This window comes from Rhodohalobacter halophilus (genome assembly GCF_001715195.1).
In the GTDB taxonomy this organism is placed as follows: Bacteria; Bacteroidota; Rhodothermia; order Balneolales; family Balneolaceae; genus Rhodohalobacter; species Rhodohalobacter halophilus.
In genome coordinates, this window is the sequence record NZ_MDWE01000003.1 from 41,359 (window position 1) to 62,787 (window position 21,429).

Genomic DNA, 21,429 nt, shown 5'->3' on the forward strand with positions numbered 1-21,429 from the left:
GAGTTTAAATGTGAATATTCAAGGTTTGTTGAATCCGGTTGAGAATTTTGCCAACCCGTCGTCGATTGACGCCCAAATCCGAATAGCCGACCCGGCTCGCACTTCTTATATGAAGGGATGCTGAATTATGTTCATTTGCAGAAACCAGCAGGTGCACATCGTCTTTAAATCCAAACAGAGGAATTCTGAATACAGCTTTAATTTGCTTTTTTTCAGTCATTATGGTGAGGCTATGGGGATTCAAATCATTGAGTGTTTTTGAAGCCGCTACAAAAAGCTGATTTGGATCAACGGAATATCGTTTTGAGAGTACCACGCAGTTTGGCGAATCGGGGCACGGCCGGAGGTCTGCATGATGAACCGTGTCAGATATAAAATCTGCCGATGTTGAGCCCTGAAGTGGAAATTTCAAAACCATGAGTGTGGCAAGTATCATCCCGGATAGGATGAACCGGAATTTTCGGTTTAGATTACGCTTGCTCACAAAACTTTAAACACTCGTCCAGCGTTTCCGCAACCTGAACTATTTTTCGGTTTTCCGGTTTGATAAAACCGGCTTCAACAGCCTGATCAATCATTTTTACCAACGAATTATAATATCCTTCCAGATTCATGATGGTAACCGGTTTTTTAAGCAGGCCGATTTGATTCCAGGTAATGATCTCGAACAGTTCCTCCATCGTACCGAAACCACCGGGGAAGGCCACAAATGCATCGGCCAGTTCCGCCATGTGCGATTTACGCTGATGCATATCTTTTACAGTGATGAGCCGGGTGATTCCGCGATGAGCCACCTCTTTGCTGAAAAGGTTTTCCGGAATCACGCCAATGACTTCCCCGCCATTAATCATCACAGAGTCGGCAATGGCGCCCATAATTCCGAGGGAAGACCCTCCGTAAATGAGATTGTATCCCTGCTCGGCCATCAGCCGCCCAAACGCTTTGGCTTGTTCAATAATTTTCGGGTTGTTACCGGGTGATGAACCGCAGTAGATACAGATGTTCATCAGGATGCTACTTTCAACATTCTATCCAGAACTCCTTCCAGCTTATCCAGAAAGTAATCAACTTCTTTGTCGGTATTCTGTTTTCCAAAACTCACGCGAATGCTCGAGCTGGCAATCGCATCGTCATCAACCACCTCTTTTAATACGTGGGAAGGTTCGGTCGCTCCGGAAGTGCACGCGGATCCGTTCGATACGCAGATGCCTTCAATATCGAGATTTAGCAGCAACATTTCGCCATCCAATCCCTGTTCGTTACTCGTTTTGAACCCGATATTTATGATATGTGCAACCCCGCCTTCTTTGGGGCCGTTTATGGTAAATTTTTCCTCAAAGCGGGATTCAAGCCCTTCGATCAATTTTGATCTGAGCGCAACAAATTTCTGTGTATTGGTCTCCATGTTGCCGATGCTCAGCTCCATCGCTTTGGCCAACCCCACAATACCCGGAACGTTGGACGTTCCGCCCCGCCGCCGTCGCTCCTGAGAACCGCCCTGCAGCCAGGGAATCCAGGGTGTACCATTTTTTACATAGAGAACTCCAATCCCTTTCGGCCCGTAAATTTTATGGGCGCTGATACTCAACATATTCATTCCAATCTCTTTCACATCCACGGGAATTTTACCCACGCTCTGCACGGTGTCGGAATGAAACGGCACGCCGGCTTCTTGGCAAACATCGGCAATCTCTTTTACGGGGTTGATCGATCCGATTTCGTTATTTACATGCATCAAAGAGACAAGCCCGGTTTTGTCGGTAATCGCCCCTCTTACCTGATCTGCCGTGATGACTCCGTTTGAATTGGGTTTCAGGTAGATGATTTTAGCACCACTTCTTTTCAAAGCCTCGGCAGGGTGAGTAACGGCGTGATGCTCGATCGGGGAGGTGATGATTTCGTTTTTTCCAGCCGGAGACAAAGCAGAGTATACTCCCTTGATGGCTGCATTATCACTTTCTGTTCCGCCACTGGTGAAGATAATTTCCGAAGGTTCGGCATTTAACAGACGGGCAATTTTTTCCCGAGCATCTTCAACGGCAACTTTGCATGTGCGGCCGACTTGATGAGCGGCATCTGCATTACCAAACGTGTTCTTGAAATAGGGGAGCATGCTGTCCAGCACATCCGGATCTACCGGGGTTGTGGCTGCATTATCAAAATAGACTGGATCCATAATTTATTTCTCAGTTACGGTTTTCGAGCTGAATAAAAATATTCAAAATGAGTGTGAAAAACAGTTTTGAATTCAATGTTCTTCAAGCCGCTATGTTCAACTGTTAAGCTGGCAGAATATTTCAGGATTTAGAAAGAACGAATCCTGAACTTTTCTTACCTTTAGCGCACATCGAATTTCACATTTTACAGATCCAAAAACATGTCAAATACATCTCCGCAGGAACCTGAAGTTACTCTCGATCTGGCCATCGAACACGGATTGAATGAAGAAGAGTTTGAAATGATCAAAAACTTCCTCGGCCGAACCCCCACATTTACCGAGCTGGGTGTATACTCAGTAATGTGGAGCGAGCACTGTTCCTATAAAAATTCCATCCTTGAGATTAAGAAGCTGCCGAGAGAAGGGGAACAGCTCCTTGTGGATGCGGGTGAAGAGAACGCCGGTTTGGTAGATATTGGTGACGGCCTGGCGTGCGCATTTAAAATTGAGAGCCACAATCACCCGTCTGCCGTTGAACCCTACCAGGGAGCGGCAACCGGAGTCGGTGGAATTCACCGGGATATCTTTACGATGGGTGCTCGTCCCGTAGCCTCGCTTAACTCACTCCGGTTCGGATCAATGGACAATCCGCGTGTACGCTATCTTCTTGATGGAGTTGTGCGCGGTATTTCCGATTACGGTAACTCTTTTGGAATTCCAACCGTAGGCGGCGAAATCTATTTCGATGAAGCCTATGAGGGAAATCCGCTGGTGAACGCGATGAGTGTGGGTATTGTAAAACATGGTGAAACGGCTTCGGCCATCGCCAAGGGAATCGGAAACCCGGTATTGATTGTGGGAGCCAGTACCGGCCGGGATGGAATACACGGTGCTACGTTTGCATCCGAAGAGATTAGTGAAGAGAGCGAGGCGAAGCGGCCAAGCGTGCAGGTGGGTGACCCCTTCACGGAAAAACTTCTATTGGAAGCCAGCCTGGAAGCACTGAAAACCGGCGCCATTGTTGGCCTTCAGGATATGGGTGCTGCAGGAATTACCAGTTCATCTTCCGAAATGACGGCCCGCGGAGGGCAGGGGATGACACTCGACCTGGATAAAGTGCCGATGCGAGAAGAAGGGATGACAGCTTATGAACTGCTGCTGAGTGAGAGCCAGGAGCGGATGCTGGTTGTGGCTGAAAAAGGACGGGAACAGGAAATTATTGATGTTTTTGAAAAATGGGATCTCAACGCAGTTGTGATCGGTGAAGTAGTGGAAGGGGATAAGCTTACCTACATTAAAGATGGGGAAGTGAAGGCAGAAATCCCGGCCGATTCACTCGTGCTTGGCGGCGGTGCTCCTCAGTATAAGCGTGAAAGAAAGAAACCGGCCTATATTGATGAAGTCCAGAGTTTCGATTTTTCTGCGCTCAAACATCCGGAAGATGTCAATGAAGCACTGTTGAAAGTTTTGGCTTCCCCCAATGTGGCGTCTAAAAGATGGGTTCATGAGCAGTACGATACCACCGTTCGCACCAACACGGTGAATGCGCCCGGTGCCTCCGATTCGGGAGTAATTCGAATTAAAGGCACCAAAAAAGGTCTGGCCGTAAAAACTGACTGCAATGGCAGGTACGTCTATCTCAACCCGAGAAGAGGCGGACAAATTGCAGTGGCCGAATCAGCCCGGAATGTGGTGTGCAGCGGTGCGAAACCGGTGGCGATCTCAAACTGCCTGAATTTTGGAAATCCGTACAAACCAGAAGTGTATTGGACGTTCAGCGAAGCACTGGCCGGAATGGGAGATGCCTGCCGGGCTCTCAATACTCCGGTAACAGGTGGAAACGTAAGTTTATACAATGAAAACCCGAACGGAGCCATCTTCCCGACTCCTGTAATCGGAATGCTCGGTTTGATTGAGGATGTGGAAAATCATACCATGACGCCCCAGTTTAAGAATGAAGGGGATGTCATTTACTACCTGGGTGCGAATCGTAAAGGGCTGGGCGGATCAGAATATATTAAAGCCGTACATGGCCTCACTACAGGTGATGCTCCCGAATTGGATCTGGACCTGGAAGTGAAACTTCAGAAATCTGTTCTGCAACTCATTCACGATAAAGTTGTCAATGCTGCACACGATGTATCTGATGGCGGACTCAGTGTAACATTAGCCGAAATGGCAATCCACTCAGGGTTGGGAGCGGATGTGTCACTCGAAAAACTGAGCGGAGAGATCTATGAAATTCTCTTCAGCGAGGCACAGTCCGGAATTGTCGTGACCGTACCGAAGGAAAATGTAGCGAATCTCGAAAAAACATTAGGTGATGGAGCGGTTCCGTTTTATCCGCTGGGAACCGTTACCGGTAAAACTCTCACCATCAATCGCTCAATTAACCTGCCGGTGGAAAAATTAACCGAAGTGTATGAATCCGTCATACCCAGGGCGATGGAGCAGTAAATAATTTCGTTGCCGGTATATCTGAAACTCTGAACGATTTAAATCTCTTTGGGCTTTTAAAGGTTGAAATTTAAAACCTAAAGAGATTTTATGGACGATAAGATTGTACTCATTGTTGGCGGATCAGGCGGAATCGGACAAGCTTCTGCTGATTTGTTTGCCAAAGCCGGCGCAAAAGTTGTATTAGCTGCCAGAAACAAGGCCAAAGCCGAACAGAAAGCGAAAGAGATTAACGACAACGGAGGAGAGACGTTTGCCATCGAGGTAAATGTAACCGATTTGGGTTCAGTATCCGATATGGCGCGCGAAGTCACCGAAGAGTTGGGAGATATTGATGTTCTGGTAAACGCTTTTGGCCTGGGTATGATTCAGCCACTGCTCGACATCAAACCGGATGATGCCAAAGAGGTTTTTGATGTGAATGTGTACGGTACGTTTCTGGTTACGCAAACGGTTACACGTTATATGGCTACGGCTAAGAAAGGACGTGTCATTATGTTTCCGGGAATCCTCGGCAAAGCGGTGATGAGAAACTCTTCTGTCTATTCTGCTTCCAAATATGCTGTAACCGGATTTACCAAGGCACTCGTAGAAGAGAATAAGAGGTCAGGCGTAAAATTTTCACTTCTATATCTGGGCGGCGTGGCTACAGATTTCTGGGAGAATCCCAATATTGATATGCGGGTTCAGAAAGATAAGATGCTGACGCCGGAACAGGTGGCAAAAGCGGTTTATTACTCCGCATCACAGCCGGACGATTCCGTTCTGAATGAAATTACGATTCAGCCCGAATCGCATCAGATGGTGTAAATTAACTCCGTCAGACCGCTCCACGCGGTCAGACGGATGAATCTGGAACAACCCATCTGACCGGCTTTAGCGGCCTGACGGGTGTAATTATAAAAAGTAGTAATCTAACCCATGGCACGACTTTGAGGCGTGCCACGACTAATAAACTCACTACTCAACTAAACTCACTACTCAACAACGGGGCATTTCTCAATTGCTGTTTTGTAGCTCTTTTTGATGATCTCAATTCCCTCATCAATCTGATCTTTCTGAATGGTGAGTGGCGGACGGAACCGGACGGTTTTTGTTCCGCATCCGAGAATCATCAGGTTGTTGTTCATGCACTCTTTTACGACTTCATTTCGAGCGTGGCTGTTTGGAAGGTCCATCGCGCAGAATAATCCTTTACCTCTTGGGTTGGAGATGTGCTCAAATTCATCAGCCAACGATGCTATTTGTTTCTGCAGGTGCTTGCCGACCGTAGCCGCGTTTTCAACTAATTTATCCTCTTCAATAACCTCCAGAATGCGGTCAAACCGAACCATATCAACAAGGTTACCGCCCCAGGTTGAGTTTATTCGGGATGATACGTGGAAGCAGTTGGTTTCGATATCATCAATTCTGTCGCTTGCCAGAATACCGCAAACCTGAGCTTTCTTACCGAAGGCCAGAATATCCGGCTTTACATAGTATTCGTGAGCCCAGAACTTTCCGGTCAGCCCCACACCGGTTTGTACTTCATCGTAAATGAGAAGTGCATCGAATTCATCACAGAGGTCACGCAGGGCCTGATGGAATTCAACTCTGAAGTGATTGTCGCCGCCTTCACCCTGGATCGGTTCAAGAAGAATACAGGCGATGTCATCTTTATAGGTTTCAAAATACTGGCGAGCCTGAGCCAATGCTTGCTTCTCTTCAAGCTCAACCTGTGCGGTGTTCTCTTTATTCAGGGGGAATTTTGCAGCCGGTGTGTGGATTCGCGGCCAGTCAAATTTCGGGAAATATTTTACTTTGTTTGGATCCGTGTTGGTCAGAGAAAGGGTGTATCCGCTGCGGCCGTGGAAGGCACGGTCGAGGTGAAGCGCCTTGTGGCCTTTTTCAGTGCGGTATCCTTTTTTGAAATTCTTCTGAACTTTCCAGTCGAAGGCAACTTTCAGGGCATTTTCTACGGCAAGTGCACCACCTGAAACAAAGAAAGCATATGGCATGTATTTCGGAATACCCACTCGAGAAAATGTTTCGACAAAATGTGCCATCTCTTCGGTGTACACGTCCGAATTGGACGGTTTGTTGATGGCAACTTGTCCCAGTTTGGCAACAAACTCCGGATCTCCGGCCAGTTTATCATGATTCATGCCAAGGGGATTGGATGCAAAGAAGGTGAAGAAATCCAGATAATCTTTTCCGGATGCAGAATCGTGCAGGTACGCACCCTTACTTTTTTTGAGGTCGAGAACCATCTCATATCCGTCTGCCAGAATATGCTTTTGAAGTGTTGAGCGTACGTTTTTTGGTTGAATCCCTTTCATGTAATAATACGTTTAAGATTTAAATTTTAGCTCCTGTTTGGTCGTAAGTAGAGGCTTTTAAGCTTCAAATTCAAGGAAAGTTTTCCGGATAATTTCGATACATTTTTGAAGCTGTTCCTCATTCATTACAAGGGGTGGGGCAAACCGGATAATGTTACCATGAGTCGGTTTGGCAAGTAACCCGTTTTCTTTGAGTTTTACACACAGATCCCATGCAGTAGAACTGTCGGGTGAGTCGTTGATCTCCACAGCATTGAGCAGACCTTTCCCGCGAACCAAAGAGATCAGTTCACATTCCTCCTTCAGCTTGTTCATGGCATCCCGGAACATTTCACCCAATTTACGGGCATTTTGAGCCAGTTTTTCATCCCGAACAACTTCCAGTGCAGCAATGGCAACACGTGCAGCCAACGGGTTTCCGCCAAATGTTGAGCCGTGCTGTCCCGGCTTGATGACATCCATGATCTCATCATCAGCCAATACAGCAGAAACAGGATAAACCCCTCCGGAGAGTGCTTTTCCAAGAATCAGAATATCGGGTTTCACATAGTGTTCGGGCTGACGTTCACAGCTCCCCTGACATGTACAGTTGCCGCAAACAGCCAGCAGGGAGCCGGTTCGGGCAATTCCGGTTTGAATCTCATCAGCAATGAAGAGCGCATTATGTTTTTTGCAAAGTGCGGCGGCTTTTTTCAGATAGTCGTCATCAGGCACCATCACGCCGGCTTCACCCTGAATCGGCTCTACAAGAAAGCCTGCAATATTTTCGCCCTTAAGAGCCTCTTCGAGCTCGTCCAGGTTGTTATATTCAACCTTTTCGAAGCCCGGAGTGTAAGGGCCAAAGTTTTTGCTTGCATCCGGATCATTGGAAAATGAAATAACGGTGGTTGTCCGTCCATGAAAGTTATTGTTGCAGACGATGATCTTCGCTTCATTTTCAGGGATTCCCTTCACTTCGTACGCCCATTTACGGCAGATCTTAATGGCGGTTTCCACACCTTCGGCTCCGGTATTCATAGGGAGTACTTTATCAAATCCGAAGAAATTGGTAATAAACTGCTCATATTCACCGAGAACATTGTTATAGAATGCCCGGGAAGTCAACGTGAGCGTTTCAGCTTGTTTTTTTAATGAACCGATAATATGGGGATGGCAGTGCCCCTGATTGACGGCAGAGTAAGCCGAAAGAAAATCGAAATACCGGTTTCCTTCAGGGTCCCATACATAAACTCCATCACCCTTTGCCAAAACAACCGGCAGCGGATGGTAGTTGTGAGCTCCATATTTATCTTCAAGTGCAATTGCGTCTTTAGTGGAAAGCATAAAATCAGAAAAGTCATTTAGAGGTTGTCCGTTGAGGATAAGATAGCAAATACCCCGATACAGGGCGACAGGTAGCGATTTTCTTTACAAATTTACAGAGAACCATGCCTATAACTTTTAAAGTTGGAAGTAGGGTGAAAATCGTAAGGATGAAGGTTGGATTTGTATCGGTTCTGCATAACCTGAAGGGTGGGTTTTGAGAGTGGAGGCTTTGTAAACAGAGATGAGATATAAAATAAATCAATAAAATTTATTTGAGGTATCGCTTGACTTCGGGAGGCATTAACCCTTATCTTTAGAGTCTTGTTGGGAGATGGTCATGGCATCACAAAAACTCAACAAAATTTATTGACATCGCGGGGTGGAGCAGCTGGTAGCTCGTCGGGCTCATAACCCGAAGGTCGTAGGTTCGAATCCTACCCCCGCCACTACTTAAAAGGGTTTAAGGCTTGTGAAAACAATGCTTTAAGCCCTTTTTTATTTTGCCGTGGTGAAACTATGGTGAAACAAAGTCGCTGTTTTCTCCCTTTTCTCTTCTTTTTTATAGTGCCGAAATACTCTTTACATACAGGTTAGAAACGATTCCGGCACTCTCAAAATATCAGGTTCAGAATTAAACACGTATTTCCACGTAAAATACGTTGGTCATCCTATAAGCACCTATAAAATATAGGACGTTATTTAACACAAAATAACGGTAGCCATAAACATCCATAAATTATGGTCGCCTGAATATTACAGGTGTTTTCAGGTTTTAATTGGCTTACCCTCTTTATAAGATTCCAAATCTCTGAACTATATCGCAGTATTTTCACTGTTTAAAGGCTTTAAACGCTATTCTCTCATTTAATGAATATCGTTCAAAAAAACGCTTTCGAGATTCGTTTCTAAGCGCTTCAATTAGGCTAAAGCATACCTTAACATTATTGAAAATTGGGCTTTAACATTCTATTCATATGGAAAGTTGAATTTATTACAGAAGTATGCTTCCAGTATGTTATCGGTTTTGTGCTGATAGGGTTTCAACTCTTCCGGCCAATCGGGTTGCTGGTCGTCTTTGCTTCTTACTACATGCACAATAAAAACTGTGATTAACGGTTCAATTCCGTTCAATCTCTCATAAGTACGCTTTAACCGGATATTGTGTAGCCATTTCCGGGCTTCTGCTTCATCCATATCATTCACAGATGAAAAATCCCATCCATCCCGGCCACACATCACACGTTTTACACCTTGTGAAAGCAATTTTTCATACTGGTGTTTAGTGATTGCTCTGTCGTTATGAATTAAATCTGTTATTCGCATGGATTCCGTTTTATTCGGTTGGGGTTATACAAATTCTGAAAATCCCGATATTCTTTAGTGCCGGGTGTTTGTTCACGTTCGTAAAGCTCTTTTAGATTTTTTGCCAGTCGGTCGGGTTTAGAGCGTTTGGATATAATGTTCTCTATTCTCATATCAATTCTGTGAAAGTTTGAAATTTTTAAATTGCTCAATGATTGCGTATCCATCGTCTCCGATACGGTCAATTAAGAGAGTTTCCACATAGTCGAGGAACCGTTCAATATCGGAAGCCGGAACTAACCGCTGTTGTTCAACCTGTATCATCATTGAACGTTGTTTAGCTGTTACTAATCGGTCGATTATCTTACTCAGCGTATCCAAATCTTTTAAATCCGGTATATCGTTTTTCAATGCTTCCGCTGAAATGATAAGTGCCTGCATCAACCGGATTTCATTCTCCGGGTTAATCAGTTCATCACTTGAAAAGTTTTCCAATTCGGAAAGTACCTGTTTCAATGATTCACCTGCATATTTTGAATACATCCCGTGTTTAAAATGCGGGGAGTCGGTTCCTTTCGGTGTGGCTCCCCCATGTAACCGGCAACGGGTTGAACCTTTAGCTGGAGAGCGTTTACATGGAGTTCCTGTTCGGGTTTTGGCGTTACATTTCATGGGGTTTTTGGTTTTGATTGTTTGTTTATGGGGTTATCGTTTTTATCCTGCTTTTGTTTCTGCTTATGCGGGTCAAACTCTTTACTCCAATGGTCGGGAGCGTTTACCTTTTCAATGCGTTTACGCTTTCGCTTCTTTTTTCGTGTGGGTTGGTAAAGTGCTTTCGCTATATCGTGGCCGTTCATGGTTCTGTGATTAGTTCAGGTTCAAAGGTTTCATCTATCTGTTTTAAAATCGGGTCGGCATCCATAGCCCGGTAATATTCGGCTTCTGCATATTCAGCCGTTCCCGGTTCCGGCGCTTCGATTTCATCCCATGAAGCCGGATACCCCCGATTATCGAATATCTCCCCCGTATATGGGTTGAAGCCGTTAGGCGCTGAATTTTGGCTCTCATATTTGCCGTTTCCGGCGCTATCTCTCCGGGGTGCATAGTTTACCCTTTCTGAATTTCGGCTAATTGAATCCTGGGTTCGGGGAGTCTTTGTTCCGGTATCAAAACCGCTGTTTATAGTCGCCCGTACTTCATGGGATTTCAATCCTATGGAGAGTGCCGTTTGTTCGAGTGCCTGTTTTACTTCGTACTCTTTCAACATACCCCCGGCAACCAATCCGGCTAAACTTGCCGTGGCTTTAAACAGGGTATTATTGCGTTCACCTTTTGGAGCGCTTGCCAGCTCTTCAATTTCATATCTGAATGCAGATTCAGCATACCGGGAATAATCATTCGAGAGCTGAACCGGTGGCCGGGGTTGAACCGTGTTTACCTTTTCCGGCGGGAGCTTTTTATAAACCGTGAATGAATCTTTGATAATAGCGCCGGGGTCGTAACTATAAAAGCGTGCATCATTCGGATTTTTTCCTTTGGAGCTATCCAGCGTTATACCAAACGCTTTAAAATCGGCCTGTAACGCTTCAAAATGTTCGGCCTGTCGCTTGGGTTGGCTAACCTTAACTAAAGCCCATACGCCCCGCCCGCCGGTACTCAATCCACTGAATGCAACGTTCTTTATCTTTGCCACTTCATCCCGGAGATGTTCGGCATCGGTTAAATGTGGGTTATCCTTTGCATCTATATCTAAAGCAATCCAGCCGGTGCGGGTTACTACATTCTCCAGCTTCCGGGCATCTTTGCAAACAGCGCCAACGGTGGCAAGCGGGAGAGATGTTTTTAACTGATCTTTGCCGTTATTCTCCAGCTCTTTTTTTGCTTCATCCAGCGAATACCCCTTATCAATCAAATCATTTAAACAGCGCCGGTATTGGAGAACCTGTTCAGCATATCGGGAACCCTCTTTACATACTTTCAGCCATTGCCCCAAAGTGATTGTTTTGGGTTCAGATTGAAAGTTTTTGAATACGCTTATTTTATCTGTCAGCATAAGGGAACCCCCTGCTTAATTAGCTTAATTAGCTTAATTAGTTCGATATTTGGGTACTTACTAAGCATACTAAGCAAACTAAGCGCCCCCCTTGTATCTGTATTCCCGTATCGGTCGCCCGCCGGTTGGCGTTTCAATCGCTTCGATATAACCGGCTTCCATCTCATTATCGAGCGCCCTATCCAGTTGCTCTTTATCCATGTGAGAATGATTCATTAAATCGGTTCGGTTCATAGCTCCCCCGTTCTTTTTAAGAATCTCCCGTACCCTTAACCGGTCGGCATAGTACCGGTTGAATATGTAGTTTTTCTCCAGCATGTAAATGATATGGTTGAACAGCCATTCACAGAGAGAGATTGAAGCCTGCATATTCCCGGCGCTTATCGGCCGGTCGGGTTGGTCGAGAGATTGAAAGATCAGAGCAAACTTTAGCCCGTAAATATTCAACCGGGAAACATACCCGCCAATATCATTTATCTGATTTTCGAGCTGTAAGGCTCTATCATTTAAACGGTGGCTCCATTGTGTGAATATCTGCTCTGCATCCCCGGAGAGCTGAACCGGCGCTGTATGTAAGCGTGCAACGGCTTCCATCTCCCGGTTTAATTCATTGTAAAGCTCTGCATTAGGCCGGGGTAATTCCGTTACCGCCTTAAATGGTTTGGTACGCTCTTCAATGGTTACTGGGAGTATCCTTTGCAAAAGCCCGCTCCCCCGTTCGGTTGCTGTCAGGCTTCTTTGAAATGCTGTAATGGTTGTGGCTCCGGCCAAACACCAAACAGGGTTATTCAGCTCAATATCTCCGGCTGATTTTGTATTACGCCGAACGGAATCTTCTGCATCAAATAACTGGAGCGCTAAATCCTGGAGAGAGTTCCGGGAGCGTGTTAATTCCTGCCATAACGCTGTAAACTCCCCGGTAACGGAGATAAGGTTTCCGTTATCCCTTAACATCTCCCAAAAGGTTAAATCTGAAAAGCCATCAGAACAGTATAGCGTTTTCTTTTTGGGTTCGGGTTGGTCGAATATCTCCCCGTTCTCTTTGGCGTTCTGTTTATCCTGCCTGTATTGTTCGAGCTTCGATTCATACGATAACTTCCAGTTCTCAATAACCGATTGAAACGGCTTCTTAGCCATGTTCAGGCCGGTGGATTTTCTTAGAGTAGATGAACCCGCAAAAATCACAGTCCAAACAACCGGGTATATGGTTATTCCGCCCATTTCAATGAAACGCTTTTTACCGATTAACGCCCCGGCCATTGCTAAAAATGGAGTCAGTAAAAATTCATCCGGTACATCAGAAAGGGGAGAACTGTAATTCAGATAGTTTTTAACCGTTGGCGGGAGCTGTTCAAATAGTTCATTTGGGAGCGTTAAATCTTCCGGGGTAATCGTAAGCCCCAGCGCTTTGCTCTGTTCAACCGTTGGCCGGTGGTTAAGTTCATTCAAATCTATATTTTCGGGAATGTTCAAATCATTCATACTGAACCCCCTCAAATTTTGATTCTAAAGCACTGCAAACTCTTAGATACGTACTGTATCCACTAATGAGAGTTCGTTCCAGTTCGGCTAATCTCCGGCGCTGTCGGTTGTATTGGAAAGCCCTTTTCACTAAATTGGAATTGCCGGTTCGCCGGTTACCAATTAAACGGGTCGTACCTTTCGCCGGGTACGGCTCTTTTTTTTGCTCTCTCATTTTTCGCCCCCGTTGCTGTTTACTTTGCCCCGGTTCAGGTAGGCTTCCACTTCATCAATATCGTAACGGATAACCCGGCCATTCTGCCGGTATGGTAGGCGCCCGGAATCCCGGAGATGTTGAACGTGTCGGCGTGAACACTGGAGAATGTCCATCACGTCATCAGTGGTTAGCCATTTTTTACGGGTGGCTTTTCGGATGGCGCCGGGGAGTGAGTCGTTTACCGTTTCTTTCACGGCATCCCGGATAATTTCTTTTAGATCTTCTTTGGTGGGTATGTATGCGTGCATTTCATCAGTGATTAATTAATGTTCACTGATAATTTGCATTCACTTAAAAAAGGAACTCAATACCCCGTATAACTGGAATTTAAACCGGAATAACTGGAATTAGTGTTCTGTTTGCGCTTGGTCGGTGGGCTTGTATTCGTTCCAGTAAAATTTTACCCATCCATCTATCGTTTTTAAATCGGTTTTACTGAATGAATCGGCTTGCTCCTGTACCTCTTTTGAAATGGTTCTAACCTTTCTATTTATAGAAACAATTTCTTCATCAAAAATGAACTTCCGAACTATGCTTAAAGCCTTAGAAATAATTTCAGGTTCATATTTTCCGGCTTTATTCTCTTCTCTATTACAGAATTTTTCGGCTACGCTTTCAGGTTCAGGGAGTTGCTTAAACCGTTCATCCAATTCAAACTGGATTTTAGATTTAATTCTATCACTTAAAAAAGCATCTTCCAAAATACTTTCTAACGGGTTGATTTTATGAGCTAATTGTACCGCCATATCTATTATCGGGTCTTTCTTTTTGGAAAGGGTTAAAACCCCGTGAATAGTGGCATCAATCAGATGTTCAGATAAATATTTATTCTCTTTGAGCTTTTTCAGCATTGAATGGCGTTCAATCAATTCTGTTTTTGCTCCGCTTAATATTAGAGCATCGAACAGGTTTCTGATATTTCTTAAAACGTTGCTTCGGTCTATTACTCTCTGCTCAATCTCTTCATCTGAATATTCATCTGCATTTCCTTTCAGAATGGCCTGTTCCGATTCGTAATAAAACACTTTCAGAACATTGGCTATTTTCTGATTCCATTCATTTAGCTGTTCAGCTTGTCTATGGAGCTGTTTTAAAAGTGTATCTCTGTAATTAGAAATAACGGGTAACTTCTCCGGGGGAATGGTTCCGTTTTCACTAATCCCGAATGTTTCCAGCGCTTGTTTATATTCGTCTCCCTTAAATCCGTATCTGTTAATCTGAATATTTATAAATCTAAACCGGGGAGTTAAATATCCCGTTGGTTCAGATTGTGGAATGTCTTTAATTACAGGTTCTATACCGTGTTTCTTTGAGCCGGGGAATTGAACCTTTTCAGTTTTCCCGGTTGGTCTATGTGAACTTTTATAATGAATCGGCTCCGGTATGTCAAAGTACCCTTTCCAGTTGAACCCTGGTTTCATTTTACTGTCATTGGATTTATTCCAATGGTAATAAATACCGCCATTCGCAGAAGTATAGGAATACTTACCCCCTAATTGAGCGCCTAAACTTTCATTTATTTCTTTCCAATTATCCATATCAAAACACCTTTTTCATTGCTTTATCTGCCAGCTCTTCATTTAGGCTTTTCAGATACGATTGAGTGGTTTCTATTTTGGAGTGCCGGAGCGTCTGCATTAGTTCATATACATCTAAGCCCCGTTCACTAACTGCATATTGAGCGAATGAATGGCGGGAAACGTGAAAGCTAATGTTTTCATCTATCCCGGCCAGTTTTGCAATCAGCTTTAACCCGGTTTCTTTCCCCTCTTCTTTTTTGCCGTTAACCAATACATTATTGGAACTGATAGCCCGGCGCAATTCTACCGGGTCGCTGTAATCTTTATGGCTATTCAGAAACGGGAATATGTATTCATCAGAAGCGCCGGAGTACCTGTTCAAAATCTCTTTTTGATAGTCGTTTAATTCAGTACTAAATGGCTTTTCATTCTTATTCATCTGATAGGAGAGTTTCCCGTTTTTCACGTTCTGCCATTGAAGCCCGCAAATATCCCCGAACCGTATTCCCCCGCTGTAAAAACTGAACAGGAAAGCGTTCCGAACGTGCCATTCCCATGAACCGGGTTCAAGTTTAAGCGCTTCAATATCCTGTATCTGCTCAAAGGTTAGCTTTACTTTTTGTTTGGCTCTGCTCCGGGTCGGTACTTCATATTCCTTAAACGGATCGTTTGCCATTAAGTGAGATTTTAAAGCCCGGTTAATGATTTTCCGTATCGGCTCAAAGTTTTTGTTTATAGTTGAGTCGCTGTTCCCGTACTCTGTTCGTAAATGGTTTTCAAACTTTTCGAGATACCCGCCATCAATCTGTTTCAACGGGAGAGAGCGTTCCCCCTCAAACTCTTCAAACTTCTTTAAAACTACTTTCAGCGTTTTGGAAGCATAGTATTTTTTATTCGCTTCAAGTTCTTTGAGTAGCTGTTCCCCTAACTCAAAAAAATCTGCTTTTTGGGTTGTTTTAATTCTCTCCCGGATTGCCTTAGCCGTTTCATGGCCGTTTCTACTCAATTCCGTTTGAACCCGCCGGGCTTCATTTACTTTAAGCTCCAGCGTTTCATTCAGGGTTTTATAATTATCGTGGTTCCGCCGTACCTCTTCCGCTTCCGGGTTCCAGTGTTTCTTTTTAACAGATAGGCCGGTGCTAACATATTTATGTTTCCGGTTGTTAGTGATTCGCAGATAGATAGGGTATTCGCCGTTCTGCTTTTTTCTGTTCTTTAGAAACAGATGAAATGAAGTCGCCATGTTTTCGCCGTTTGGTTACCAATTTTTGTTTTACCGTGTATTCCAATATAACGCTATTAATGAAAAGGGTAAAACAATGGTGAAACATTTTTTGTATTTGATACTTTTTTGGGAGTATTCAGAAACTTTAAATATACTCTATAAACGGCGTTTTTGTGTTCGGTGCGCTGTTTTCACGGAATTGAAAAGAACTGAAATTTAGTCCTGCCCCCGCCACTAAGACAAAAGGCTCAATTGCTCACGCAGTTAAGCCTTTTTTTATTCAGTTTGATTTCGAGAGTGAGGTACTGCACCTCCGGTGCAGATTGGTGTTCTGGGCTTTGTAGCTGTACAAATCTACTGCTCCCCCGGAGCACCGATGGTATGAGGTGAATCCAATTTGTCGATACAGAGTTAACATCCTTTTCGTAATAATCAGCCGCAGCCAAACAATGCCCCAGATAGGATATCGCAACGTTTTAGAAGTTCTGGGGAGTGTTATAAGGTTCTGATATACAAAGTACAGGGTTGACATCCTATTCGTTGTAATCAAGCACTGCCAACCAATGCCCCGGACGGGGCAGTACCTACTCACATACCCGCTTCTAAATCTTATCGAGATCCAAATTTGAAGCTCACCCACATACCCCTTACCTTTAGGCGAATTAAAAACGGAAGGGCAATTTTTATAAAACCGATCATAAAAATCTGTTATGAGTGAGTACACCGATCAACAGCCAATCGTAACGGTGTCCCATGCATCCGGTTGATCTTACCATATTTATCCTCTACATCGTTGGCCTGCTCGGTTTCGGCTATTTCTTTTTTCAGAGAAATAAAAGCGGAGATGACTACTATGTAGGCGGCCGGAAAATGAAAAGCTATCATGTGGGCCTTTCTGTAGTAGCCACGGATGTGGGCGGCGGATTCTCAATTGGGCTCGGCGGACTCGGCTTTGTGATGGGACTTTCCGGCTCCTGGATGCTCTTTACGGGGCTGATCGGCGCCTGGCTTGCCGCCGTATTTTTAATTCCAAAAATCAAACAGAACAGGGTTTTTGACAACGCATATACATTTCCGCAGGTTTTCGAACACTACTACTCGGCAAACGTAGCGTTAGTTGCCGCCATCATCTCAGCAATCGGGTATGCGGGGTTTACCAGTTCCCAGATGCTGGCCGGTGCAAAACTGGCAAGCGGCACATTTGCCGATCTGGATCAAACCATGGCTCTTTACATTATGGGTACGGTAGCCGTCGTTTATACGGTTTTGGGCGGACTAAAAGCGGTAATCTACACCGATACCATTCAATGGGCGCTGTTGATGGTCGGACTGATATTTATAGGAATCCCCATCGCCTATGTTGAAATTGGCGGAATGGAAGCGATCCGGGCAACAGTAGCCCCCGAAATGCTGACACTTACCAACGTATCCTGGCAAGATATTGTCTACTGGGCGGTAACCATCATCCCGATCTGGTTTGTGGGGATGACGCTCTATCAACGAATCTATGCTTGCAATGATGAAAAAACTGCAAAAAGGGCCTGGTATCTGGCCGGCCTGTTTGAATGGCCTATCATGGCATTTCTGGGTGTTCTGCTGGGACTGTTTGCAAAAGTGGGAGCCGACCAGGGGATGTTTGAGTACCTGGGCGCAGCCGATATTTCAGATACGGATCCGGAAACCGGACTTCCAATGCTTTTGAGGACCGTTCTGCCGGTCGGGCTGTTAGGGATTATGATGGCCGCCTACTTCTCAGCCATTTTATCAACAGCCGATAGCTGCCTGATGGCCTCATCAGGAAATGTTGTAACCGACATCATTGGCCGGTTTACTCCGTTCGATTCAGATAATCCAAAGTTTGTACGAATATCACAGGTGGTAACACTTATTATTGGCGGGCTCGCACTGCTTTTGGCCGGAACAATGACCAACGTACTCGATTTAATGCTTGACTCCTATGCTTTCATGGTATCCGGGCTTTTTGTACCGGTAATTGGTGCACTGTTCTGGAAAAGGAGTACTCCTGCCGGCGCAATGACGGCTATGATTGTAGGAGGTTTTACAACAATCGGTTTACGATATTCCGGTATTGAGCTTCCCTATGAACTCGACCCGAATGTATTTGGAATTACAGCATCGGCAATATCATTTATTGCAGTGAGCCTGGTAACAAACGATAACAAAAAGTGAAATCTTCAATTTTGAACATTGAATTGGATAAATTCTAATTCAACGTTGAAAATTCACCATTCAAAATTTTACAAATATAAAATGAACATCGAATATACCATCATAAAGAACGACAGAGACAGTGATCCAAAATTTTCAAGGGATCAGATTGCAGACTTTCTCTACGACCATCTTGATCAGTACGGAGATGAAAGAGAGGCTATTCTGAAATGTATATCCTACGCGTATGGTGATAATGTAGGGCAGGGTGGTTTTATCCTAGTGGCACATGATGAGAGTGAAATTCTGGGTGTAGTCATTATCAACAACACGAACATGGGCGGTTACATACCGGAGCATATTTTGGTGTATATTGCGGTTCACGAAAAAACCCGGGGGCAAGGTGTAGGCAAAGCGCTGATGCAGCGAATTATTGATGAAACGGAAGGAGATATCGCCCTGCACGTGGAGCCCGAAAATCCCGCAAAGTTCCTCTATGAGAAATTTGGATTTACCAATAAATATCTTGAGATGAGGCTCAAAAAATAGCAATTCAAAGTCATTTTCAGCGGTTTGCCTGAAACATTGATAACTTGAGACATTGTGGTCTGAATTTTATGGCGTACGTTAAACTATATCGAAGTGAACTGAAGCACAATTTCGACTTTCTGGATTCACTTTTTAAAGAGAATGGAATCAAGTGGGGAATTACAACAAAACTGCTTTGCGGAAATCGCGCATTTCTGGAAGAGGTGATTGGCCTGGGGATCGGAGAGGTTCACGACTCGCGAATCAGTAATCTGAGAAGAATCAAGGAGATTGACCCCGATACACTGACCATCTACATTAAACCGCCGCCAAAGGACATCATTCCTGATGTGGTGAAATATGCGGATGCCAGCTTAAATACGGAGCTCTCCACACTTTATGAGCTTTCGGAGGAGGCCGAGCGCCAGAATAAAGTACATAAAGTGATCATTATGATCGAAATGGGGGATCTTCGGGAAGGGGTGATGCGCGAAGACCTGATCAATTTTTATGAAAAGGTGTTTAAACTGCCGGGCATTGAGGTCATTGGCCTGGGAACCAACCTGAACTGTATGCATGGTGTGATGCCCGACAGCGACAAGCTGATCCAGCTCGCCCTCTATAAGCAGATTATTGAACTGCGGTTCAACAAAAAAATTCCGCTGGTTTCAGGCGGAACCACTGTTACGATTCCTTTACTGATCCGCGGTCAGTTGCCGGATGGAATCAATCATTTTCGGGTTGGTGAAGCTCTCTATTTTGGGAAAGATCTTTTCACCGATGGTGTGATAGAAGGGATGAGTGACCAGGTGATGGAGCTCTACACGCAGGTGATCGAAATTTCAGAAAAGCCGGTTGTTCCGACCGGTGAGCTGGGTATGAATCCACAGGGCAAAAAGATGGAAGTGTCGCAGGATGATTATGGAAAAACGGCCTACCGTGCTATTGTAGATATTGGGGTGCTCGATATTCAGCCAGACTATTTAATTCCCGTAAACGATAATCTCAAAATTATTGATGCCAGTTCCGATATGCTGATTCTGGATGTGGGAACCAATCCGGAAGGATATCAGGTTGGGGATGAGATCCGGTTCAAATTGAAGTATATGGGCGCCCTCGGTTTGATGAGCTCTGATTACATTGAAAAGCGGGTGACGGATTAAACCTTAGTTTCTCGCAGAGTTGCGCTGATGAATCGCTGAGTAGTGCAGTGGATGAATAAGTGAAAACTATTTAAAAGGAACCATCTAAATGATCAAAACCCAAACACACCCGGTTATGAACCTGCCGGACAACTATGAAGTATTTGATTTTTCTGAAGGATATGATTCCGACAAAATGAGCCGGTTTGTGGAAAAAGGTGGCTGGGGTGTTGGCGGGTACAGCGAGAAACGAAACAATATGTATTTGACTCCGCAGTACGAGAACCGCCGGAATATTCACATGGGGATTGATATATGGGCGGCAGCCGGTGAACCCGTCTTTGCGCCGCTCGATGGTAAAGTGGCCTATTTAGCCAACCACGACCAGGAGGGAAATTACGGAGGTACACTGGTACTTGAGCATAAGGTGAACGGGCAAATTTATTATGCACTCTATGGTCATCTGTCACCTGAAAGTATTTCTCATTTAACTCCCGGACAGAAAGTAGATGCAGGAGCCAAGGTAGGAGAATTAGGAAATGAGCAGGAGAATGGAAACTGGCCTCCTCATCTTCACTATCAAATCAGTACTAAAGATCCCGGCGAAGCAGATATGCCGGGAGTGGTATCGAATGAGGAGTACGATGAGGCATTGAAACTCTATCCCGATCCCAGGATTATTCTGGGCGATATTTATTAGAACTGTGTAAAAGACCTGACAGGTTTTGGAAACCTGTCAGGTCTGGCGGATATAACCAAAATTAATCAGACAGATAGTATACAATCGTGGAAACTACCCGTACCTTTTTGATATGCGGATTGTTATTATCGCGGTCACTGATGCTAAACTGCCCCTGAGAAGCGGACTTTATTTTTCCCAGTTTACTGTTTGAATCTTCCGCAAATTTTTCTGCAACCTGCCGGGCTTCTTTAGTGGCTTGCTCAATCATTTCCGGCTTGATTTCATTCAAGCGGGTAAAGATATATTCAGGCCGAACTTCGTACTCGTTACCGCTGAGCGTAACACCCTGTTTGCCAAGTTCAACCAGGTCGCTCATCATGTTTCGTACTCCTTCCACATTTTCGGAGTAGATGGTGGCTGTCTGTGAGGCGATGTAGCGATATTGAAAATTTTCGTTTCCACCGTATCTCTGGGCGGATCGATCCGTCAAAAGCGGGGTGGAGAAGGAGATCTCACTGTCAGCTATTCCCTGGCTGACAAGAAACTCCCTCACACGTTCTGCACTCTGATCGAGCGACTCATATACATCATCCAGAGAGTTACTCGCCTCTGTGAACTGAATAGGCCAAATTACAATATCCGCGATGTGTTCCTGCTCCGCCAGTCCCTTTACGGTAACCGACCGATCAAAACTTTTGAAATCGACGGCGGCTTTGGTTATGAAATATCCTAATGCGGTCAGCCCCAGAAAAATGGAGATTCCAATAGTTAACTGGACTACGCTGCTGTTATCGTTCATAGAGTAAATTTTATGATTAAAATGACTAACGAT

The 21,429-nt window shown here is 44.7% G+C and carries 20 protein-coding genes and 1 tRNA gene; 7 read left to right on the forward strand and 14 right to left on the reverse strand.

From position 1 onward, the window contains the following. Positions 1–4: 4 nt before the first annotated feature. Genes BG260_RS01420 through BG260_RS01430 form a run of 3 tightly spaced genes read right to left on the reverse strand, consistent with a single transcriptional unit; the run spans position 5 to position 2,176 of the window. Complete coding sequence (locus BG260_RS01420; protein ID WP_141691492.1) at positions 5–484, reverse strand: DUF1499 domain-containing protein; 480 nt, start codon at positions 482–484, stop codon at positions 5–7. Further along, positions 471–1,007 carry an LOG family protein gene (locus tag BG260_RS01425; RefSeq protein ID WP_069130164.1) on the reverse strand — a complete coding sequence of 179 codons (537 nt, stop codon included), beginning with the start codon at positions 1,005–1,007 and terminating at the stop codon, positions 471–473. Before BG260_RS01425 ends, BG260_RS01420 begins: the two co-directional genes overlap by 14 nt. After that, positions 1,007–2,176 (reverse strand): cysteine desulfurase family protein, encoded by a 1,170-nt coding sequence (locus tag BG260_RS01430; RefSeq protein ID WP_069130165.1) that lies wholly within the window; start codon positions 2,174–2,176, stop codon positions 1,007–1,009. The genes BG260_RS01425 and BG260_RS01430 overlap by 1 nt, the downstream gene beginning before the upstream one ends. A gap of 201 nt (positions 2,177–2,377) precedes the next feature. On the opposite strand from BG260_RS01430, the gene purL reads away from it, so the two are divergent. After that, positions 2,378–4,615 (forward strand): phosphoribosylformylglycinamidine synthase subunit PurL, encoded by a 2,238-nt coding sequence (gene purL, locus BG260_RS01435; RefSeq protein WP_069130166.1) that lies wholly within the window; start codon positions 2,378–2,380, stop codon positions 4,613–4,615. Positions 4,616–4,705: 90 nt separating this feature from the next. After that, a complete protein-coding gene (locus tag BG260_RS01440) occupies positions 4,706–5,425 on the forward strand; it encodes an SDR family oxidoreductase (protein WP_069130167.1) in 720 nt (239 codons plus the stop codon). A 167-nt stretch (positions 5,426–5,592) separates the two neighbouring features. Here BG260_RS01440 and lat read toward each other — a convergent pair whose 3' ends face one another. Together lat and rocD are read right to left on the reverse strand one after the other, a co-directional pair. Beyond that, positions 5,593–6,933 carry an L-lysine 6-transaminase gene (gene lat, locus BG260_RS01445; RefSeq protein WP_069130168.1) on the reverse strand — a complete coding sequence of 447 codons (1,341 nt, stop codon included), beginning with the start codon at positions 6,931–6,933 and terminating at the stop codon, positions 5,593–5,595. A gap of 57 nt (positions 6,934–6,990) precedes the next feature. Next, on the reverse strand, positions 6,991–8,256 hold the full coding sequence (rocD, locus tag BG260_RS01450; RefSeq protein WP_069130169.1) for an ornithine--oxo-acid transaminase: 1,266 nt from the start codon (positions 8,254–8,256) through the stop codon (positions 6,991–6,993). 355 nt (positions 8,257–8,611) lie between these two features. On the opposite strand from rocD, the gene BG260_RS01455 reads away from it, so the two are divergent. Beyond that, positions 8,612–8,684: transfer RNA gene (locus BG260_RS01455), tRNA-Met, on the forward strand. Between the two features lie 520 nt (positions 8,685–9,204). Here BG260_RS01455 and BG260_RS01460 read toward each other — a convergent pair. The 8 genes from BG260_RS01460 to BG260_RS01500 form a co-directional block, all read right to left on the reverse strand. Beyond that, positions 9,205–9,561, reverse strand: a complete 357-nt coding sequence (locus tag BG260_RS01460; protein ID WP_069130170.1) for a hypothetical protein — start codon at positions 9,559–9,561, stop codon at positions 9,205–9,207. Positions 9,562–9,714: 153 nt separating this feature from the next. Beyond that, positions 9,715–10,212 carry an HGGxSTG domain-containing protein gene (locus tag BG260_RS01465; protein ID WP_069130171.1) on the reverse strand — a complete coding sequence of 166 codons (498 nt, stop codon included), beginning with the start codon at positions 10,210–10,212 and terminating at the stop codon, positions 9,715–9,717. After that, on the reverse strand, positions 10,209–10,397 hold the full coding sequence (locus BG260_RS01470) for a hypothetical protein (protein ID WP_069130172.1): 189 nt from the start codon (positions 10,395–10,397) through the stop codon (positions 10,209–10,211). Before BG260_RS01470 ends, BG260_RS01465 begins: the two co-directional genes overlap by 4 nt. Then, positions 10,394–11,593 carry a BT4734/BF3469 family protein gene (locus BG260_RS01475; protein ID WP_069130173.1) on the reverse strand — a complete coding sequence of 400 codons (1,200 nt, stop codon included), beginning with the start codon at positions 11,591–11,593 and terminating at the stop codon, positions 10,394–10,396. The genes BG260_RS01470 and BG260_RS01475 overlap by 4 nt, the downstream gene beginning before the upstream one ends. A 78-nt stretch (positions 11,594–11,671) precedes the next feature. Next, positions 11,672–13,075: a DUF3987 domain-containing protein gene (locus BG260_RS01480; RefSeq protein WP_069130174.1), complete on the reverse strand. Its 1,404-nt coding sequence runs from the start codon at positions 13,073–13,075 to the stop codon at positions 11,672–11,674. A 210-nt stretch (positions 13,076–13,285) separates the two neighbouring features. After that, the gene (locus tag BG260_RS01490; protein ID WP_069130176.1) at positions 13,286–13,579 is read right to left on the reverse strand and encodes a helix-turn-helix domain-containing protein; all 294 of its coding nucleotides are present in this window, start codon (positions 13,577–13,579) and stop codon (positions 13,286–13,288) included. A gap of 99 nt (positions 13,580–13,678) precedes the next feature. Further along, positions 13,679–14,869: a hypothetical protein gene (locus BG260_RS01495; RefSeq protein WP_069130177.1), complete on the reverse strand. Its 1,191-nt coding sequence runs from the start codon at positions 14,867–14,869 to the stop codon at positions 13,679–13,681. 1 nt (position 14,870) lies between these two features. Further along, positions 14,871–16,094, reverse strand: coding sequence for a site-specific integrase (locus tag BG260_RS01500; protein ID WP_069130178.1), 1,224 nt, complete (start codon positions 16,092–16,094; stop codon positions 14,871–14,873). Between the two features lie 735 nt (positions 16,095–16,829). On the opposite strand from BG260_RS01500, the gene BG260_RS01510 reads away from it, so the two are divergent. From BG260_RS01510 to BG260_RS01525, 4 genes are all read left to right on the forward strand, one after another. Then, positions 16,830–18,266 carry a sodium:solute symporter family protein gene (locus BG260_RS01510; protein WP_069130180.1) on the forward strand — a complete coding sequence of 479 codons (1,437 nt, stop codon included), beginning with the start codon at positions 16,830–16,832 and terminating at the stop codon, positions 18,264–18,266. An 81-nt stretch (positions 18,267–18,347) separates the two neighbouring features. Next, positions 18,348–18,794: a GNAT family N-acetyltransferase gene (locus tag BG260_RS01515; RefSeq protein ID WP_069130181.1), complete on the forward strand. Its 447-nt coding sequence runs from the start codon at positions 18,348–18,350 to the stop codon at positions 18,792–18,794. Positions 18,795–18,862: 68 nt separating this feature from the next. Beyond that, the gene (locus tag BG260_RS01520; protein ID WP_069130182.1) at positions 18,863–19,936 is read left to right on the forward strand and encodes an alanine racemase; all 1,074 of its coding nucleotides are present in this window, start codon (positions 18,863–18,865) and stop codon (positions 19,934–19,936) included. An 88-nt stretch (positions 19,937–20,024) separates the two neighbouring features. Further along, positions 20,025–20,615, forward strand: coding sequence for a peptidoglycan DD-metalloendopeptidase family protein (locus BG260_RS01525; protein WP_083750028.1), 591 nt, complete (start codon positions 20,025–20,027; stop codon positions 20,613–20,615). A gap of 61 nt (positions 20,616–20,676) precedes the next feature. Here the strand turns inward: BG260_RS01525 and BG260_RS01530 are convergent, their stop codons facing one another. Beyond that, positions 20,677–21,396 (reverse strand): SIMPL domain-containing protein, encoded by a 720-nt coding sequence (locus tag BG260_RS01530; protein ID WP_069130183.1) that lies wholly within the window; start codon positions 21,394–21,396, stop codon positions 20,677–20,679. Between the last annotated feature and the right edge of the window lie 33 nt (positions 21,397–21,429).

What these genes read in the sequence shown, in the direction of transcription:
- BG260_RS01480 (WP_069130174.1), bottom strand. Translation starts at nt 13,075, where the DNA reads ATGAATGATTTGAACATTCCCGAAAATATAGATTTGAATGAACTTAAC.
- BG260_RS01475 (WP_069130173.1), bottom strand. Translation starts at nt 11,593, where the DNA reads ATGCTGACAGATAAAATAAGCGTATTCAAAAACTTTCAATCTGAACCC.
- BG260_RS01440 (WP_069130167.1), top strand. Translation starts at nt 4,706, where the DNA reads ATGGACGATAAGATTGTACTCATTGTTGGCGGATCAGGCGGAATCGGA.
- BG260_RS01465 (WP_069130171.1), bottom strand. Translation starts at nt 10,212, where the DNA reads ATGAAATGTAACGCCAAAACCCGAACAGGAACTCCATGTAAACGCTCT.
- BG260_RS01510 (WP_069130180.1), top strand. Translation starts at nt 16,830, where the DNA reads ATGCATCCGGTTGATCTTACCATATTTATCCTCTACATCGTTGGCCTG.
- rocD (WP_069130169.1), bottom strand. Translation starts at nt 8,256, where the DNA reads ATGCTTTCCACTAAAGACGCAATTGCACTTGAAGATAAATATGGAGCT.
- purL (WP_069130166.1), top strand. Translation starts at nt 2,378, where the DNA reads ATGTCAAATACATCTCCGCAGGAACCTGAAGTTACTCTCGATCTGGCC.
- BG260_RS01470 (WP_069130172.1), bottom strand. Translation starts at nt 10,397, where the DNA reads ATGAACGGCCACGATATAGCGAAAGCACTTTACCAACCCACACGAAAA.
- BG260_RS01525 (WP_083750028.1), top strand. Translation starts at nt 20,025, where the DNA reads ATGATCAAAACCCAAACACACCCGGTTATGAACCTGCCGGACAACTAT.
- BG260_RS01495 (WP_069130177.1), bottom strand. Translation starts at nt 14,869, where the DNA reads ATGGATAATTGGAAAGAAATAAATGAAAGTTTAGGCGCTCAATTAGGG.
- BG260_RS01425 (WP_069130164.1), bottom strand. Translation starts at nt 1,007, where the DNA reads ATGAACATCTGTATCTACTGCGGTTCATCACCCGGTAACAACCCGAAA.
- BG260_RS01460 (WP_069130170.1), bottom strand. Translation starts at nt 9,561, where the DNA reads ATGCGAATAACAGATTTAATTCATAACGACAGAGCAATCACTAAACAC.
- BG260_RS01430 (WP_069130165.1), bottom strand. Translation starts at nt 2,176, where the DNA reads ATGGATCCAGTCTATTTTGATAATGCAGCCACAACCCCGGTAGATCCG.
- BG260_RS01530 (WP_069130183.1), bottom strand. Translation starts at nt 21,396, where the DNA reads ATGAACGATAACAGCAGCGTAGTCCAGTTAACTATTGGAATCTCCATT.
- BG260_RS01490 (WP_069130176.1), bottom strand. Translation starts at nt 13,579, where the DNA reads ATGCACGCATACATACCCACCAAAGAAGATCTAAAAGAAATTATCCGG.
- BG260_RS01500 (WP_069130178.1), bottom strand. Translation starts at nt 16,094, where the DNA reads ATGGCGACTTCATTTCATCTGTTTCTAAAGAACAGAAAAAAGCAGAAC.
- lat (WP_069130168.1), bottom strand. Translation starts at nt 6,933, where the DNA reads ATGAAAGGGATTCAACCAAAAAACGTACGCTCAACACTTCAAAAGCAT.
- BG260_RS01520 (WP_069130182.1), top strand. Translation starts at nt 18,863, where the DNA reads ATGGCGTACGTTAAACTATATCGAAGTGAACTGAAGCACAATTTCGAC.
- BG260_RS01515 (WP_069130181.1), top strand. Translation starts at nt 18,348, where the DNA reads ATGAACATCGAATATACCATCATAAAGAACGACAGAGACAGTGATCCA.